This is a genomic window from Rhizobium sp. Nf11,1 (assembly GCF_050587665.1).
GTDB lineage: Bacteria > Pseudomonadota > Alphaproteobacteria > Rhizobiales > Rhizobiaceae > Rhizobium.
In genome coordinates this window covers 41475-57108 of the sequence record NZ_JBOBHU010000010.1, presented here as the reverse complement: position 1 = coordinate 57108, position 15634 = coordinate 41475, and the positions used below count along the sequence as shown (strand labels likewise).

General features: G+C 61.0%; 14 protein-coding genes. 9 read left to right on the top strand and 5 right to left on the bottom strand.

Annotated elements, in window-relative coordinates:
• The first annotated feature begins 74 nt into the window (after window positions 1–74).
• Window positions 75–1976 carry a L,D-transpeptidase family protein gene (locus ACQ7C1_RS16345; RefSeq protein WP_430959026.1) on the top strand — a complete coding sequence of 634 codons (1902 nt, stop codon included), beginning with the start codon at window positions 75–77 and terminating at the stop codon, window positions 1974–1976.
• Between the two features lie 298 nt (window positions 1977–2274).
• Here the strand turns inward: ACQ7C1_RS16345 and ACQ7C1_RS16340 are convergent, their stop codons facing one another.
• Window positions 2275–2979, bottom strand: a complete 705-nt coding sequence (locus tag ACQ7C1_RS16340) for an HAD family hydrolase (protein ID WP_430959025.1) — start codon at window positions 2977–2979, stop codon at window positions 2275–2277.
• A 238-nt stretch (window positions 2980–3217) separates the two neighbouring features.
• Between ACQ7C1_RS16340 and rpiA the strand changes: the two genes are divergently transcribed.
• From rpiA to ACQ7C1_RS16325, 3 genes are all read left to right on the top strand, one after another.
• Complete coding sequence (gene rpiA / locus ACQ7C1_RS16335) at window positions 3218–3916, top strand: ribose-5-phosphate isomerase RpiA (RefSeq protein WP_430959024.1); 699 nt, start codon at window positions 3218–3220, stop codon at window positions 3914–3916.
• Between the two features lie 15 nt (window positions 3917–3931).
• Window positions 3932–4507 carry a DUF2059 domain-containing protein gene (locus ACQ7C1_RS16330; protein WP_097599180.1) on the top strand — a complete coding sequence of 192 codons (576 nt, stop codon included), beginning with the start codon at window positions 3932–3934 and terminating at the stop codon, window positions 4505–4507.
• A 94-nt stretch (window positions 4508–4601) separates the two neighbouring features.
• Window positions 4602–4886 (top strand): acylphosphatase, encoded by a 285-nt coding sequence (locus tag ACQ7C1_RS16325; RefSeq protein ID WP_183700147.1) that lies wholly within the window; start codon window positions 4602–4604, stop codon window positions 4884–4886.
• Window positions 4887–4926: 40 nt separating this feature from the next.
• Here the strand turns inward: ACQ7C1_RS16325 and ACQ7C1_RS16320 are convergent, their stop codons facing one another.
• Entirely contained in the window at window positions 4927–5145 is a 219-nt protein-coding gene (locus ACQ7C1_RS16320; RefSeq protein ID WP_041678876.1) for a hypothetical protein, read from the bottom strand.
• 202 nt (window positions 5146–5347) lie between these two features.
• Between ACQ7C1_RS16320 and gor the strand changes: the two genes are divergently transcribed.
• Complete coding sequence (gene gor, locus ACQ7C1_RS16315; protein ID WP_183700149.1) at window positions 5348–6733, top strand: glutathione-disulfide reductase; 1386 nt, start codon at window positions 5348–5350, stop codon at window positions 6731–6733.
• Window positions 6734–6739: 6 nt separating this feature from the next.
• Here gor and ACQ7C1_RS16310 read toward each other — a convergent pair whose 3' ends face one another.
• On the bottom strand, window positions 6740–8023 hold the full coding sequence (locus tag ACQ7C1_RS16310; RefSeq protein ID WP_430959023.1) for a pilus assembly protein TadG-related protein: 1284 nt from the start codon (window positions 8021–8023) through the stop codon (window positions 6740–6742).
• Between the two features lie 187 nt (window positions 8024–8210).
• Here ACQ7C1_RS16310 and ACQ7C1_RS16305 point away from each other — a divergent pair, with 187 nt between their 5' ends.
• On the top strand, window positions 8211–9584 hold the full coding sequence (locus tag ACQ7C1_RS16305; RefSeq protein ID WP_430959022.1) for a class II 3-deoxy-7-phosphoheptulonate synthase: 1374 nt from the start codon (window positions 8211–8213) through the stop codon (window positions 9582–9584).
• A gap of 55 nt (window positions 9585–9639) precedes the next feature.
• Here ACQ7C1_RS16305 and ACQ7C1_RS16300 read toward each other — a convergent pair whose 3' ends face one another.
• Complete coding sequence (locus ACQ7C1_RS16300) at window positions 9640–11478, bottom strand: ABC transporter ATP-binding protein (RefSeq protein WP_430959021.1); 1839 nt, start codon at window positions 11476–11478, stop codon at window positions 9640–9642.
• Between the two features lie 286 nt (window positions 11479–11764).
• On the opposite strand from ACQ7C1_RS16300, the gene ACQ7C1_RS16295 reads away from it, so the two are divergent.
• The gene (locus ACQ7C1_RS16295) at window positions 11765–12166 is read left to right on the top strand and encodes a GFA family protein (protein ID WP_183700158.1); all 402 of its coding nucleotides are present in this window, start codon (window positions 11765–11767) and stop codon (window positions 12164–12166) included.
• A 17-nt stretch (window positions 12167–12183) separates the two neighbouring features.
• Here the strand turns inward: ACQ7C1_RS16295 and ACQ7C1_RS16290 are convergent, their stop codons facing one another.
• Window positions 12184–12714 (bottom strand): DUF1003 domain-containing protein, encoded by a 531-nt coding sequence (locus tag ACQ7C1_RS16290; protein WP_430959020.1) that lies wholly within the window; start codon window positions 12712–12714, stop codon window positions 12184–12186.
• Between the two features lie 189 nt (window positions 12715–12903).
• Here ACQ7C1_RS16290 and ACQ7C1_RS16285 point away from each other — a divergent pair, with 189 nt between their 5' ends.
• Both ACQ7C1_RS16285 and ACQ7C1_RS16280 read left to right on the top strand, forming a co-directional pair.
• Window positions 12904–14583 (top strand): NAD+ synthase, encoded by a 1680-nt coding sequence (locus tag ACQ7C1_RS16285; RefSeq protein WP_430959019.1) that lies wholly within the window; start codon window positions 12904–12906, stop codon window positions 14581–14583.
• Between the two features lie 44 nt (window positions 14584–14627).
• Entirely contained in the window at window positions 14628–15458 is an 831-nt protein-coding gene (locus ACQ7C1_RS16280) for a TolB family protein (RefSeq protein WP_430959018.1), read from the top strand.
• Window positions 15459–15634: the final 176 nt, after the last annotated feature.

The window sequence follows — 15634 nt, the reverse complement described above, 5'->3', positions numbered from 1 at the left end:
CAATGAGGCCCTACGCTGCTTGAGTTTCGCGGGATTTGAGCTGAGAACAGCATGACATCGGGACTGGAATATATATGACGTTCGTTTTGAAAAGCGCGGTATCCGCATTGGCAGTTTCCTGCGGCCTGGCAATGATGGCCGCTCCCGCGCATGCCTATACGCTGATGGATATGCTGCGCGGCGACAGGCAGCGGACCCAGAGCACCATTTTCATGGATCAGATGCCGCCCGGGCGTGTGGCGCCACGTGGCGGCGAAGGCGGATCGCTTGGCGGGCTTGATCCGGAGGCGCCGCTGCCGAAGGTGAGCGGTCCGCGTTATTACACCTATAAGACCGAAGCCCTGCAGTTCGTCGATACCAGCAAGTTTGCCGATCCTATCGTCACTGGTGCGGTTGCTGAGGTTTCTCCTGGGAGCGATTCCGAACCGGTGGTGCAGCGCCGCTTCCTGGCGCAGGCCAAGGTTCGTGCCAATGCCGACGTCGCCAAGGCGCTCGAAACCTATTACAGCGACAGCCGCAATCCGCTCGTCTGGGTCGACGGCAACCAGATCAACGAGCGCGCCCAGTCGGCAATGGCGGCCCTGGCCGATGCGGCTTCCGTGGGTCTCGACCCTGCCGATTACGCCGTGCAGGCGCCGGCGGTCGATCCGGCCAATCCCGATCCTGCTGCGCGCGACCGGGCGCTGACGCAGTTCGAGCTGGAACTTTCGGCCAAGGTGCTTGCCTTCGTGCAGGACACGGTCCGCGGCCGCATCGATCCGAACAAGATTTCCGGCTATCACGATTTCCAGCGCAAGGTCGTCAATCTGGCGCCGGTGCTGAAGCTTGCCCGCATGAGCCCCAATGCCGGCGCCTACATCGCCAGTCGTTCGCCCGATAGTACGCAGTTCGAGGCGCTGAAGGCGGAGCTTGCCAAGCTTCGCGCTGCCGATAGCAATGAGGAGCAGATCGTCATTTCGCTCCAGGGCCTGCTCAGACCCGGCGACAGCTCGCCCGAGATCGCCAATATCGTCAAGGCGCTGCAGAAGCACGGGTCCGAGACACTGAAGACCGATCATGCGGCGACGTTCGCAGCTTACGCCGGAGGCAGCGACTATTCGCCAGATATCGTCTCACTCATCGAGGACTTCCAGAAAGAGCACGGCCTGAAGCCGGATGGTGTTATCGGCCAGGCGACGGTGCGCGCCATGACCGGCGGCGACACCAATGCCTCGAAGATCGACAAGCTCGTCGTCGCCATGGAACAGGTCCGCTGGCTGCCGGAAGATCTGGGTTCCCGTTACGTCATGATCAACCAGCCGGCCTACATGGCCTACTACCACAATGACGGCAAGGAACAGCTGTCTATGCGCGTGGTGGTCGGCGGCAAGAACAACCAGACCTATTTCTTCAACGACGAGATCGAGACGGTGGAGTTCAACCCGTTCTGGGGCGTGCCGCAGTCGATCATCATCAACGAAATGCTGCCGAAGCTGCGCTCGGACCCCAACTACCTCGATCAGCTCGGTTATGAGGTTGAGGTGAATGGCCATGCCGTCGCCTCGTCCAGCGTCGACTGGTACGGCTCGACCGCGAATGTTTCGGTGCGCCAGCCGCCAAGCGGCGATAACGCCCTCGGCGAACTCAAGATCCTGTTCCCGAACAGCCACGCGATCTACATGCACGATACGCCCTCGAAGAGCTTCTTCAAGCGCGACATGCGGGCGCTCAGCCACGGTTGTGTCCGTCTTGCCAATCCGCGCGCGATGGCGGCCGCCGTGCTCGGCACGACGGTTGACGATGTCGCCAGGCAGATTGCAAGCGGCCAGAACCATGCGGTGAAAGTGCCGCAGAAGATCCCGGTCTACGTCTCCTATTTCACCGCCTGGCCGAACAAGGACGGCGTGGTGGAGTATTTCGATGACGTTTACGGCCGTGACGCCTATGTCGACAAGGCTTTCGACGCCACGACCAAGGCGCGTGGGGCGCAGATCTGACGCCTGATTTGTGGCGGTTTTGACGGGCGGTCTTTGGGCCGCCCATTTTGTTTTAGGTGGTGGTGTTTCAGATAGGATGTGCCGTGTGGTACCCCCCTCTGTCCTGCCGGACATCTCCCCCACAAGGAGGGAGATTGGCTGGTAGCACCGGTTTCCCCAAACAATCAGCGGCGCAAGCTGCGCAACGTTAGTGATGCGCGAAGGTTAGGCCTCTGGCCAATCTCCCCCCTTGTGGGGGAGATGGTCGGCAGACCAGAGGGGGTGCCTCACCGAATGCCGTCAGAAGCCAGCCTCGTCTCTAAACGGCAACCTTGGCCGCAGAACCCTTCAGCAAACCTTCCACCAGTTCCGGCGTCAGCTCATCGTAATGGGTGATGATGACATCCGGATCGAGGCTTGAGACCGGTACATCCGAGTAGCCGAAGGGCACGGCAATCGACGGCACGGCGGCGTTTCTGGCCACGGCGATATCGTTGATGCTGTCGCCGATCATCACGGTTCGGGAAATATTGCCGCCGGCGCGCTCGATGGTGCCGGTGAGGTGACGGGCGTCGGGCTTGCGGTATTGGAAGGTGTCGCCGCCGATGACTGCTTCGAAATAGTGGGCGAGGTCGAGCTTGCCGAGCAGACCGAGCGCGAGGCTCTCCATCTTGTTGGTGCAGACGGCGAGGCGGTAGTCAGCGGATTTCAGGCGGTTCATCGCGGCGACCAAACCGGGATAGGGTTCCGTATGGCCGGGCATATTGCCGGCATAATGGGCGACGAAGCGTTCCACCAGCAGCGGCAGGCCGTCTTCCGCGAGCGAATGGCCGCGCAGCCGGCAGGCGCGCTCGATCATCACCCGCGCTCCCTGGCCGACGAGGTGAGTGAGGTCGTCATAACTGACCGGTTCGAGGCCGAGGGCTGCGATCGTATGGTTCAGGCTTTCGACGAGATCGGCATGGGTGTCGAGAAGGGTGCCGTCGAGATCGAAGACGACGAGCGGGGCGGGGGCAGGGGTCAAGGGGTTTGCCTCTTTGAGCGATGGGCGTCTTGCGAGCGGCTTCGATGGACGACGCGTCATTCCCAGGAATGATGATATCGGTAGGCGATCGCGGGGACGAAAGCAACGGCCTGAGGATTAGCGGTAAGCCGCAGGCGTTTGTTTCGGCTTTTCATTTTCCGTGATGATTTTGACTTTCGTTTGCCAGGCGAGCCGTGTAAACAGCACACCCAACGCAATAATTCGGAGCTGGCGGCGCATGGATGCGCGCGAAATGAAGATCAAGGCCGCCGAGGCCGCGCTCGCCCATGTCGAAAGCGGGATGCGACTCGGCATCGGAACTGGGAGTACAGCGGAAGAATTCGTCCGTCTGCTGGCGGAGAAGGTCGCAGGCGGCTTCCAGGTCGAAGGTGTTCCGACGTCCGAACGGACGGCGCGGCTCTGTGTCGAGCTCGGTGTGCCGCTGAAGTCGCTCGACGAGCTGCCGGCGCTCGATCTGACGGTTGACGGTGCCGACGAGGTCGATCCGGCGCTCAGGCTGATCAAGGGCGGCGGCGGCGCGCTGCTGCGCGAAAAGATCGTCGCCGCCGCTTCGCAGATGATGATCGTCATTGCCGACGAGAGCAAGCTGGTCGAGACACTCGGCGCCTTCGCGCTGCCGATCGAGATCAATCCGTTCGGTCTCGTCTCGACGCGGATCGCCATTGAAAAGGTCGCCGCTCGGCTCGGGCTTTCCGGCGAGCTCAACCTGCGCCAGTCCGGTGACGGAGAGTTTACCACGGATGGCGGCCATTACATCATCGATGCATCTTTTGGCCGCATTCCTGATGCAGAGGCGCTTTCGAGCGAGCTGAATTCCATACCCGGCGTCGTCGAACACGGGCTCTTTATCAATATGGCGGCACTTGCGATCATCGCCGGTCCTGCGGGTGCGCGCACGCTGCAGGCAAACAGATAACAGGAGCATACACTTATGATGAACATTGCAGGTCTTGGCCGTCTTGCCGCTGCGACCATCGTTCTTTCCGGGCTTGCCTTCGGCTCCGCCGTCAAGGCGCAGGAAGTTTCCGAAGAGCAGCTGAAGGCTGCGCGCGCGGCGATTGACGCGATCGGCGCCACCGCCCAGTTCGACAATATCCTGCCCGGCCTCGCCGAGCGCCTGAAGGCCGGCCTGATCCAGGATTCGCCGAACTATCAGGACATCATTTCATCGACCGTCGACGCGCAGGCGCTGAAGCTGGCGCCGCGCCGCGGTGATCTGGAAAAGGAGGCGGCGCTCACTTATGCCAAGGCCTTCACGGTCGACGAGCTGAAGGCGATTGCGGATTTCTATAATTCCGACGTCGGCAAGAAGCTGCTGCGCGATGGTCCAGTCGCCTCCCGCGAAACGGCCAAGGCTGCCGACATCTGGGCGCAGGGCATTTCGCGAGACCTGGAAAAGCAGAGCAATGCCGAGCTGTCCAAGGTCATCAAGGCGCCACCGCCGGCAACCGAGAGCCCAGTGGCCCCTGCACCCGCTCCGGCGCCGGCCCCGGCTGCCCAGAAGTAAGGGCTGCCTCCGCAGATTTGCAAAAGCCCGGCATCGTCCGGGCTTTTTTGTTATGATGGATACGGCAATAACGGCGAGGTTTTGGTGAGGCTACATGTCCGATCATCACGAGGCGGTGCAAGTGCGGATATCAGGCAGGGTCCAAGGTGTCGGTTTTCGCATGTGGACTCGCGATGAGGCGCTGCGGCTCGGCGTAACGGGTTGGGTGCGCAACGAAGCGGACGGATCTGTCTCCGTCTTGATCGCTGGAGCGGATAATGCGATTTCGACGATGATCGAGCGTTTGAGGCGCGGACCTGCAGGGGCATCGGTCTCAAGCGTCGAGACGGAAGCGGCTCAGCTCGAGAATATGCCGAGGGATTTCCGCATTACCGGCTGAGAGCGTCAAATCCTCGAGAGAGAAAATACGCCACGGGCGATCAGCCCCAATCCTTCGAACTCTTGGCCAGCTGCCATACGCCGGTCTCATCCGGCTCTACGCGCTTGTTGCCGCGGTAGAAGATCGGCAGCCCTGTTTTCTTGTCCATGGCAAAGCGGCTTGGCGTGAATTTTTCGCCCTCGTGGCCCTGGATGGCGAGGTTGAGCGCTTCCTTGAACTTGCCGGCCCTGCACAGGTTGGCGAAGAGAGTTTGATCCATCTTTTGCTCCGGCATCCTTTCAGTCTCGTGCATTGCCTGCCAGCCTCTGCCGACGCGGTCAACCGTAAACGGTGACCGGGGCACCTTCCGATCAAGATTCGGCCATGGAGTACGGTAAGACGCAGCAGCGGGGCTTTTGTTTTTATGATGATCACCCCTATATCAGCAACGTCCTTCCAGCGATTCCCTTCCGGAGCTTCTCATGTCTTCCTATGATTACGACCTTTTCGTCATCGGCGGTGGTTCCGGAGGCGTGCGCGCTGCGCGCGTCGCCGCCTCGCTCGGCAAGAAGGTGGCGATTGCCGAGGAATATCGCTATGGCGGGACATGCGTCATCCGCGGCTGCGTGCCGAAGAAGCTCTTCGTCTATGCTTCGCAATTCCACGAGCACTTCGAGGATGCGGCGGGTTTCGGCTGGACGGTCGGCCGAAGCAGCTTCGACTGGAAGAAGCTGGTGGCCGCCAAGGATGCGGAGATCGCGCGGCTGGAAGGCCTCTACAAGAAAGGGCTCGCCGGCGCCAATGCCGAGATTCTGGAAACGCGCGCTGAACTCGTCGATTCCCATACGGTGCGGCTCGTGAAAACAGGGCAGACGGTGACGGCTAAGACGATCGTAATCGCCACCGGCGGACGCCCGAACCCGCATGTCGCGCTTCCCGGACACGAGCTTTGCATTTCTTCCAACGACGCATTTCATCTCGAGGAACTGCCGAAATCGATCGTGATCGCAGGCGGCGGTTACATCGCCGTGGAATTCGCCAATATCTTCCATGGCCTCGGCGTGGCGACGACACTGATCTATCGCGGCGCCGAGATCCTGTCCCGCTTCGACGAGGATCTAAGGCGGGGGCTGCACGAGGCGATGGTCGCCAAGGGCATCCGCATCCTCTGTCATGACACGCTGCAGCAGGTTTCGAAGACCGACGATGGGCTGGTGCTGGAGACGCTGAACAGCGGCACGCTGCAGGCCGATGTCGTGATGCTTGCGCTCGGGCGCGATCCGAATGCGGAAGGCCTTGGCCTCGAGGCAGCCGGCGTCGCCATCGACGAGCGCGGCGCCATCATAGTCGATGATTATTCCCGTACAAACGTAGAAAATATCTATGCTCTCGGTGATGTCACCAATCGGGTACAGCTGACGCCGGTGGCGATTCACGAGGCGATGTGCTTCATCGAGACCGAGTACAAGAACAATCCGACCCGGCCGGACCATGACCTGATCCCCACCGCCGTCTTCTCACAGCCCGAGATCGGCACCGTCGGCCTGTCGGAAGAGGAGGCGGGCAAGCGTTATGGCGAGCTCGAAGTCTACCGGGCCCAGTTCCGGCCGCTGAAGGCGACGCTTTCGGGCCGGTCCGAGCGGATGATCATGAAGCTGATCGTCGATGCGGCGAGCCGCAAGGTGGTGGGGGCTCATATCCTCGGGCACGATGCCGGTGAGATGGCGCAGCTGCTCGGCGTCACGCTCAAGGCCGGCTGCACCAAGGACGATTTCGACCGGACGATGGCGCTGCACCCGACCGCGGCCGAAGAGCTCGTCACCATGTATGCGCCGAGCTACCGCATCCGTGATGGGCAGCGCCTCTGAGCCCTGTTAACTGGTGATGCGCGGCGCGCGGATGACTTTGAGGAAAAGCGCCTTCATCGCGTCGGCGATGCCGTCGGTCGGCGTGACTTCGAAATAAAGGCCGGGCGAGGCGCAGGCCTGCATTTTCGTCGGTATCTCGCTCTGGAAGGGCTTGATCCAGGTGTTGTACCAGTTGTTGCTGGGCAGCGGCAGGTAAGTGGTATAGAGCACGGCGATCTTGACGCCTCGGTCCTTCAGCGGCTTGCAGAAAGACGTGTCGATCGGCTCCTGGCAGCGACCGCCGGTCGTCTTCTTGGTACATGTCGAGGGCTTGTAGCTGTCGCCGACGCCGTCGGCGACGAAAAACAGGATTTTTTCAGGGCTGATATTCGAGGTTCCGTCGCCCGCGGGGTCGATGATAGTGTTGATCTGCGTCATCGCGCTGTCGAAGCTCGTGAGCTGGTCACTGTTGTAATTCTGGTAAGGAATTGTCATCAGGTCGACCGCGTCGGTATAATTCTTGACTTTTGTCAGGTCGGAGGTGAGGCCGGAAATCGTCGTCAGCTTCGCGTCCTCGGCCTTGGTGCCGAAAGTGTAGACACCCATCCGAAACTGATCGCTGCTGACGCGCTCGGCCTTGGCCGTATCGGTCAGCGCCTGGGTAGCCTGGCGAACCACGTCGATGCGCATGGTGACGCCGAGGCTCTTGGCTATGGTGTAGTTGTTGGTGCTCTGGTCCATCTGGTGACAGGCGAAAGCGCAGCCGGTCTTGGCTTGCAGCTTCGAAACGTCGGTTGCGGTCGCGCCGACGCCCATGGAAGGCGTGTTGTCGAGCAGGATGTAGAAATCCATGAAGGCGGCAGTCTGGTATTCAGCTGTCGCCGTGCCGGAGATGGTGATCGAATCCCGGCCAAAAATGCGCATGAAGGTAGTCGGCACGGTCGCGGTGAAGGAAACTTGCGAGTTCAGCTTATTGGCGGACTTGGTGACGTCGATGCCGAGATCGATATGAATGTCGGTCAGTTCACCCGACGTCTGCGACATGAAGATGTTGCGGGCGTCGGTGTTGCCGAGCGAGACCGTGCCGTTGCCGTTCATTGTCATTGCGGCGGCGACCGCGCCCGATTTTTCGGCGATCGAACCGACGGCCGCAGCATCGGCGGCGGCGTAGAGCTGCGTTCTCAGGCTCAGTGCGTGGGCCACATCGACCGCCATGCCGGCCGCACCCACGAGCGGCACCATCAGCAATGCCGTCATGATGCCGAAATTGCCCGAGCGGTCCAATATGAAGCCGGGCGGAAAGATCGCCATGACATGTCCCCGAATTGAAACTCCTTCAGCTTCTACATGCAAAGTCTGAAATATGGGGAAATCGACATGGTATATGCTGGTTTAAAGCTTCCGGCGATTGGCCTTTGCAAGCTTGATCTAAAGGTCTATAAGCCGCCGGATATTAAGACAGGGCATCCGAGGAATGGATGTGAGTGAGGTTGGTAAAATGGCAGAGAACTGGACCCCGAGCAGCTGGCGGCAGAAACCGATCCTGCAGGTTCCCGAATATCCCGATGCAGCCGCTTTGGCGGCAACAGAGGCCACTCTCGCCAGCTATCCGCCGCTCGTCTTCGCAGGCGAAGCGCGCCGCCTGAAGAAGCATCTCGCCAATGTCGCTGAGGGCAACGGTTTTCTGCTGCAGGGCGGCGACTGCGCCGAGAGCTTCGCCGAACACGGCGCCGACAACATCCGCGACTTCTTCCGCGCTTTCCTGCAGATGGCCGTCGTGCTGACCTTCGGCGCGCAGCTGCCGGTCGTCAAGGTCGGCCGCATCGCCGGCCAGTTCGCCAAGCCGCGCTCGTCGAATGTCGAGAAGCAGGGCGACGTGACGCTGCCCGCCTATCGCGGCGACATCATCAACGGCATCGAATTCACCGAGGAGTCGCGCATTCCGAACCCGGAACGCCAAGCCATGGCCTATCGCCAGTCGGCCGCGACGCTGAACCTCCTGCGCGCCTTTGCGATGGGCGGTTACGCCAACCTCGAAAACGTGCATCAGTGGATGCTCGGCTTCGTCAAGGACAGCCCGCAGGGCGAGCGCTACCGCAAGCTTGCCGACCGCATCAGCGAAACCATGGATTTCATGAAAGCGATCGGCATCACCTCGGAAAACCACCCGAGCCTGCGCGAGACCGATTTCTTCACCAGCCACGAGGCGCTGCTGCTCGGCTACGAGGAAGCGCTGACCCGCGTCGATTCCACCTCCGGCGACTGGTATGCCACGTCAGGTCACATGATCTGGATCGGCGACCGCACGCGCCAGGCAGATCATGCGCATATTGAATATTGCCGCGGCATCAAGAACCCGATCGGCCTGAAATGCGGCCCGTCGCTGCAGGCCGATGATCTGCTGCAGCTGATCGACATTCTGAATCCCGCTAACGAAGCGGGCCGTCTGACGCTGATCTGCCGCTTCGGCCATGAAAAGGTCGCCGAAAACCTGCCGCGTCTCATTCGTGCCGTCGAGCGCGAAGGCCGCAAGGCCGTCTGGTCCTGCGACCCGATGCACGGCAACACGATCACGCTCAACAACTACAAGACCCGTCCCTTCGAGCGAATCCTGTCGGAAGTCGAAAGCTTCTTCCAGATTCACCGCGCCGAAGGCACACATCCCGGCGGTATCCATGTCGAGATGACCGGCAAGGACGTGACGGAATGCACCGGCGGCGCCCGCGCCGTCACAGCCGACGATCTGCAGGACCGCTACCACACCCATTGCGACCCGCGCCTCAATTCCGACCAGGCGCTCGAACTCGCCTTCCTGCTTGCCGAACGAATGAAGGGCGGCCGCGACGAGAAGCGCATGGTCGTCAACGGCTGAGGATAGCCCGAAACAGATGATGAAAAGCCCGGCTCGACCGGGCTTTTTATTGGCTTCAGATGCTGGCCTGAACGCTGTGCAGGTTGGCGTAGACGCCGCCTCGCGCCATCAGATCATCATGCGTGCCCTGTTCGACAATGCCATCGCCCGTCAGGACCAGGATGCGGTCGGCGTGGCGGACGGTCGAGAGGCGGTGGGCGATGACCAGGGTGGTCCGGCCGTTCGCCAAGCTCAGCAACGCCTGCTGCACCGCCCGTTCGCTCTCGTTGTCGAGCGCGCTGGTCGCCTCGTCGAAGATCAGGATTTCCGGATCTTTGAGGAAGGCGCGGGCGATGGTGATGCGCTGGCGCTGGCCGCCCGAAAGCTTGACGCCGCGCTGGCCGATATCGGTGTCATAGCCGTTCGGCAGAGCCATGATGAAGTCGTGCGCATTGGCGGCGCGGGCGGCCGCTTCGAGCTCGCCATCGGTCGCGTCCAGCTTGCCGTAACGCAGGTTTTCCGCAACGGTGCCGGCAAAGAGATAGACGTCCTGCTGCACCACCCCGACATGGCGTCGCAGCGAAGCCAGCGTGACGTCGCGGATATCGGTTCCGTCGATACGGATCGCCCCAGCTTCGACATCGTAGAAGCGCGGTATCAGCGCGCAAAGCGTGCTCTTGCCCACTCCAGAAGGGCCGACCAGCGCGACAAACTCTCCGGGGGCGATGGTGAGGGAAAGCCGCTCCAGCACCCTGGGACCATTGGCTTGGTAGCCGAAGGCGACGGCGGAAAAACTGATCTCGCCTTTTGGCGCCGGCATCGGGCGGGCGTCCGGTCGATCGGTGATATCGGGATCGATTTCCAGGATCTCCATGGCCCTCGTGAAGCCGGTATAACCCTCCTGCCAGAGGCGCACGAAATTCGCGAGCCGCTGCACGGGATCGACCAGCACGCCGACGCAGAGCAGGAAGGTCAGCATATCCGGGACGGTAAGGTCCGCAGTCAGGATGCGCAGGCCTCCTGCGATGATCACCAATATGGTGACGAGCTGGGCAAAGGTTTCGGTGCCTACCGAAAACCAGGCCTCGCTGCGGTAGCCGTCGGCGCGGCTTTGCAGGAAACGCTGGTTTTGTGCGGCGAAGCGCTGCCGTTCCAATGCTTCGTTGGCGAAAGACTGGACGACACGGATGCCGGCAAGCGCATCCTCGACACGCTCGTTAACGGCGGCGACCTGGCGCTTGCTGGCTTCGAGCGCATGGTTCATGCGCCGGTTGAAATAGAGTGCATAGGCCACCGCCACCGGAGTGAGCAGCAGGATGAGGGTTGCCAGCAGCGGGTCGATGAAGAACAAGACCAGCATGGCGCCGCCATATTTCAGGACGGCAATGGAGAGATCCTCGGGGCCGTGGTGAAAGAGCTCGCCCAGCCAGAGGGAATCGTTGGTGATGCGGCTCATCAGCTGCCCGGTGCGTTGGCCATCGTAGAAGCTGAAGGACAGCTTCTGGTAATGCTCGAAGAGTTCCTGCCGCACCGTCGCCTCGATGCGGGCCCCCATGACATGGCCGCGATAATCGACGAAGAAAATCGCCGCTATCTGGACCGCGAGAACGGCCAGCATCACACCGCCCATGGCAAGGATCTGAGCGAAGGCGTCGGGGGCATCCGGCAGAGCCAGAAGCCGGCTTGTGACGATGTTGGCACAGAGGGGCAACGCCACGGCGGTGGCGGCCACGAGGATGGCGCAAAGCAGATCCGCCAGCAGCAAAGGCAGATGCGGGCGGTAATAGGAGATGAACTTTCGCATACGCGACCAGCGCCGCTCGCGTTCAGCGGCGTTCGAATCGTCGCGGAAGAAGTTCAGGAAGGGGTTATGGCGTCGCGAGCTTTTCCTCGCGCGAGAGAATTGCGTGTGCATGAAGCAGAATGTCCTTGTGGGCGATGTTTCCTTTCTGTCTGGACAGGGTCGCTCTCATGTCAGTCTCCCGGCGGTTGAATAAATTGAGCCATTAGTATCATCGAGATCAGCGTCCGGTTCAACGCGGTGACGAGAGGAGATCGGCGGGAGTGGTCAACGGGCAACATCCGGCGACCGCCGGCCAATCGTGAACGCTTCAAGATTTCTGATCGCTTATTCAGGGGAATGGATTTGACGACGAGGTCTCGTGGCCGCAAGTTTCTCCAGGAGCGAGGAGAGAGCTATCATGAGCGAACAACATCTAGGCGGCTGTCTTTGCGGCGCCGTGCGATTTTCAATTCGGGCAAAGCCCGGGCCTGTTGTCGGTTGCCACTGTTCGCAATGCCGCCGCCAGACGGGACTTTATTATGCTGCGGTCAACGTGCCGCGCGCGGCGCTTTCGGTGGAAGATCCCGGCGCAGTCCGGTGGTATCGGTCGAGCGGCGAGGCGCAACGCGGCTTCTGCGGCAATTGCGGCTCCGCGCTGTTTTGGCAGGGGGATGAATCGCTGGAAGTTTCGGTCCTGGCCGGAGCCTTCGATGAACCGAGTGGCCTTGCCTTCAGCCATCACATTTATTGCGCCGACAAGGGTGATTTCTACGAGATAACGGATGGCCTGCCGCAATATGACAGGTATCCACCCCGTTGATTTGAGGATGCCCCGCATCAGGTCTTGGCTGCGAGCGCGGCGCTGAGACGAGCGACGTCTTCGCGCAGCGCCGTCAGCTCCGTCAGGACGCGCATATCGATCTTCTGGTGCAAGGAGAGCACTTCGAGTTCGGCCTTGAGATTGACTTCGTAGTCCTTGGCCGCCTCGAAGCGGTCGCGCTCGGCCTGACGATTCTGCGACATCATGATGATCGGCGCCTGGATGGCGGCGAGCATCGACAGGATCAGGTTCAGGAAGACGAAGGGGTAGGGATCGAAAGCGCCACTCGCCAAAACGATGGTGTTGATCGCCGTCCAGACCACGAGGAAGGCCAGGAAGCCGAGGATGAACGACCATGAGCCGCCGACACGGGCGATGCTGTCGGCGATACGTTCTCCAAAAGAGGCCTCGGCAGAAAAGGCGGCGTTGACGTCGGTCGAGATGATCTTGCGCTCGTGCGCTTTCGCCAGCACGCGCTTTTCCGTGTCGCCGAGTTCGTCGGCCGGTTTGTCGAAATGATGGTGCACGAAGTTCGAAAAGTTATTCATGGCCTGTTTCCAATGACCGTTATGGATGCTGCCGCGTTCGTGCGCCAGTATTCCGCTCCGCCGGTAAATTGCAATGCATCGGTGCCGTAAGCCTCCAGCAGGCCTGTTCACAAAAAATTCGTGAGCCGGATGCAACGCTTTGGCCGCGAACGTGTTGCGGTAACGGGAGCCGCAGGCTAAACAAATGACATGACACAGGAAAACGCTCTCTCCGATATCTTCCGCATCGCTATCGGCCAGCTCAATCCGACGGTCGGCGATGTCGCCGGCAATCTTGCCAAGGCACGTGAAGCACGCGCTGATGCGGGCCGAGAGGGCGCGCATCTGCTCGTGTTGACCGAGCTTTTCATCTCCGGCTACCCGCCGGAAGATCTGGTGCTGAAGCCGGCCTTCATCCGTGCCTGCTGGAAGGCGGTGGAAAGCCTTGCGGCCGACACCGCCGATGGCGGGCCGGGCGTCATCATCGGTTTTCCCCGGCAGGACCAGACCGGACGCTATAATTCCGTCGCCGTACTCGACGGCGGCAAGGTAATTGCTGTGCGCGACAAGGTCGACTTGCCGAATTACGGCGAGTTCGACGAGAAGCGGGTCTTCGTGCAGGGGGCCATGCCGGGGCCGGTGAATTTTCGTGGTATCAGGCTCGGCATTCCGATCTGCGAAGATATCTGGGGTGATCTCGGCGTTTGCGAGACGCTGGCCGAAAGCGGGGCGGAGATCCTGCTGTCCCCGAACGGGTCTCCCTATTATCGCGGCAAGGTCGATATCCGTCACCAGGTGGTACTGAAGCAGGTGATCGAGACCGGCCTGCCGCTGATCTATGCCGCCCAGCTCGGAGGGCAGGACGAGCTCGTGTTCGACGGGGCGAGCTTCGCCTTCAATGCCGACAAATCGCTCGCCTTCCAGATGAGCCAGTTCGAGACGGCACTTGCTGTGACGACGTGGAAACGTGGGGAAGCCGGCTGGCGCTGCGCCGAAGGACCGATGGCGCGTATTCCCGAGGGCGAGGAGGCCGATTATCGTGCCTGCCTGCTCGGCTTCCGCGACTACGTCAACAAAAATGGTTTCAAAACCGTCGTTCTCGGCCTTTCCGGCGGCATCGATTCGGCGATCTGCACAGCGATCGCGGTCGATGCTCTCGGAGAGGAGCGGGTGCGAACGGTGATGCTGCCCTATCGTTACACCTCGGAAGATTCACTGAAGGATGCAGCCGACTGTGCCAAGGCGCTCGGCTGCCGCTATGACATCGTACCGATCGAGCAGCCAGTAACCGGCTTCAGCAGCGCGCTGTCCAACCTCTTCGAGGGAACGGAGAGCGGAATCACCGAGGAGAATTTGCAGAGCCGCGCGCGCGGCGTCATCCTGATGGCGATTTCCAATAAATTCGGCGCGATGGTGGTGACGACGGGCAACAAGTCGGAAATGTCGGTTGGTTACGCCACGCTCTATGGCGACATGAATGGCGGCTTCAATCCCATCAAGGATCTTTACAAGATGCAGGTCTATGCGCTGGCGCGCTGGCGCAACGAGAATGTGCCGCCGACTGCGCTCGGGCCGTCGGGCGAGGTGATCCCGCAGAATATCATCGACAAGGCGCCATCGGCCGAGCTTCGTCCGGACCAGAAGGACCAGGATTCGCTGCCGCCCTATCCCGTCCTCGACGATATTCTCGAGTGCTTGGTGGAGAAGGAAATGGCGGTCGAGGAGATCGTCGCGCGCGGCCATGACGTGGCGACCGTTCATCGAGTCGAGCACCTGCTCTATCTCGCCGAATACAAGCGCCGGCAATCGGCGCCGGGCGTTAAGATCACGAAGAAGAACTTCGGCCGCGACCGACGCTACCCGATCACCAACAGATTCCGGGATCGCTGACGAAATCGAGATCGCTGACGCAATCGAGATATCAGGGAGGCAATATGCGCAGCTCGGTCGAGATCTACAATGTCGGAACGGGCAGGGCTCGCGAGGTTTGGCAGACGGACAGGCTGGTGGAGGCGCCGAACTTCTCGCCTGATGGTTCCTACCTGCTGCTCAACGGTGACGGGCTGCTCTTCCGGCTGCCGCTCGATGGCGGCGAGGTGGTCAAGGTCGATACGAGCTTTGCCGTCAATTGCAACAATGATCACGGCATTTCACCTGATGGCACCAAGATCGTTATCTCTGACAAGACCGAATTCGGCAAGTCGGCGATCTATATCCTGCCGATCGCAGGCGGCACGCCGCGGCTCGTCACGCAAAACCAGCCGTCCTATTGGCATGGTTGGTCGCCGGACGGGCGGCAGCTGGCCTATTGCGGCATTCGCGACGATCTCTTTGACATCTATACCATTTCCGTTGATGGCGGCGCCGAGACTCGGCTGACCCATGGCGAGGGCCGCAATGACGGACCGGACTATTCCGCCGACGGACAATGGATCTACTTCAATTCCAGTCGCACCGGGTTGATGCAGATCTGGCGTATCCACCCCGACGGTACGGGCCTCGAGCAGGTGACGTCGGACAATCAGGGCAACTGGTTTCCCCATCCATCGCCCAAAAACGACAAGGTGCTGATCCTGTCCTACGATCCTTCGGTCTTCGACCATCCGCGCGATCTCGACGTGCGGCTGCGGCTGATGGACATGGACGGCGGCAATCTGAAGACGCTGTTCGAGCTGTTCGGCGGGCAGGGCACGATCAACGTGCCCTGCTGGTCTCCTGATGGCGAGGAATTCGCCTATGTACGGTATTTTCCGGCGAAATCTTGAGAGGGCGCACCGCCAGTTCATGATGGCGGGATGCAGTCACTGATTAGCGGGGGCTGTTTCCGCCGGACACAATGTTTCAGAAGCGCGGTGCACAGTAACTCTTGAGTGCCCTCCGATGCTTTGTAGTTGCACCGAAACAGACTCACCCCCGGAAGGGGGAAATTTTGAATCGATAC

Coding starts and splice junctions, on each gene's coding strand:
- ACQ7C1_RS16320 (WP_041678876.1), bottom strand. CDS start 5,145: ATGGATCAAACTCTCTTCGCCAACCTGTGCAGGGCCGGCAAGTTCAAG.
- ACQ7C1_RS16290 (WP_430959020.1), bottom strand. CDS start 12,714: ATGAATAACTTTTCGAACTTCGTGCACCATCATTTCGACAAACCGGCC.
- ACQ7C1_RS16285 (WP_430959019.1), top strand. CDS start 12,904: ATGACACAGGAAAACGCTCTCTCCGATATCTTCCGCATCGCTATCGGC.
- rpiA (WP_430959024.1), top strand. CDS start 3,218: ATGGATGCGCGCGAAATGAAGATCAAGGCCGCCGAGGCCGCGCTCGCC.
- ACQ7C1_RS16310 (WP_430959023.1), bottom strand. CDS start 8,023: ATGGCGATCTTTCCGCCCGGCTTCATATTGGACCGCTCGGGCAATTTC.
- ACQ7C1_RS16305 (WP_430959022.1), top strand. CDS start 8,211: ATGGCAGAGAACTGGACCCCGAGCAGCTGGCGGCAGAAACCGATCCTG.
- ACQ7C1_RS16325 (WP_183700147.1), top strand. CDS start 4,602: ATGTCCGATCATCACGAGGCGGTGCAAGTGCGGATATCAGGCAGGGTC.
- ACQ7C1_RS16295 (WP_183700158.1), top strand. CDS start 11,765: ATGAGCGAACAACATCTAGGCGGCTGTCTTTGCGGCGCCGTGCGATTT.
- gor (WP_183700149.1), top strand. CDS start 5,348: ATGTCTTCCTATGATTACGACCTTTTCGTCATCGGCGGTGGTTCCGGA.
- ACQ7C1_RS16300 (WP_430959021.1), bottom strand. CDS start 11,478: ATGCACACGCAATTCTCTCGCGCGAGGAAAAGCTCGCGACGCCATAAC.
- ACQ7C1_RS16330 (WP_097599180.1), top strand. CDS start 3,932: ATGATGAACATTGCAGGTCTTGGCCGTCTTGCCGCTGCGACCATCGTT.
- ACQ7C1_RS16345 (WP_430959026.1), top strand. CDS start 75: ATGACGTTCGTTTTGAAAAGCGCGGTATCCGCATTGGCAGTTTCCTGC.
- ACQ7C1_RS16280 (WP_430959018.1), top strand. CDS start 14,628: ATGCGCAGCTCGGTCGAGATCTACAATGTCGGAACGGGCAGGGCTCGC.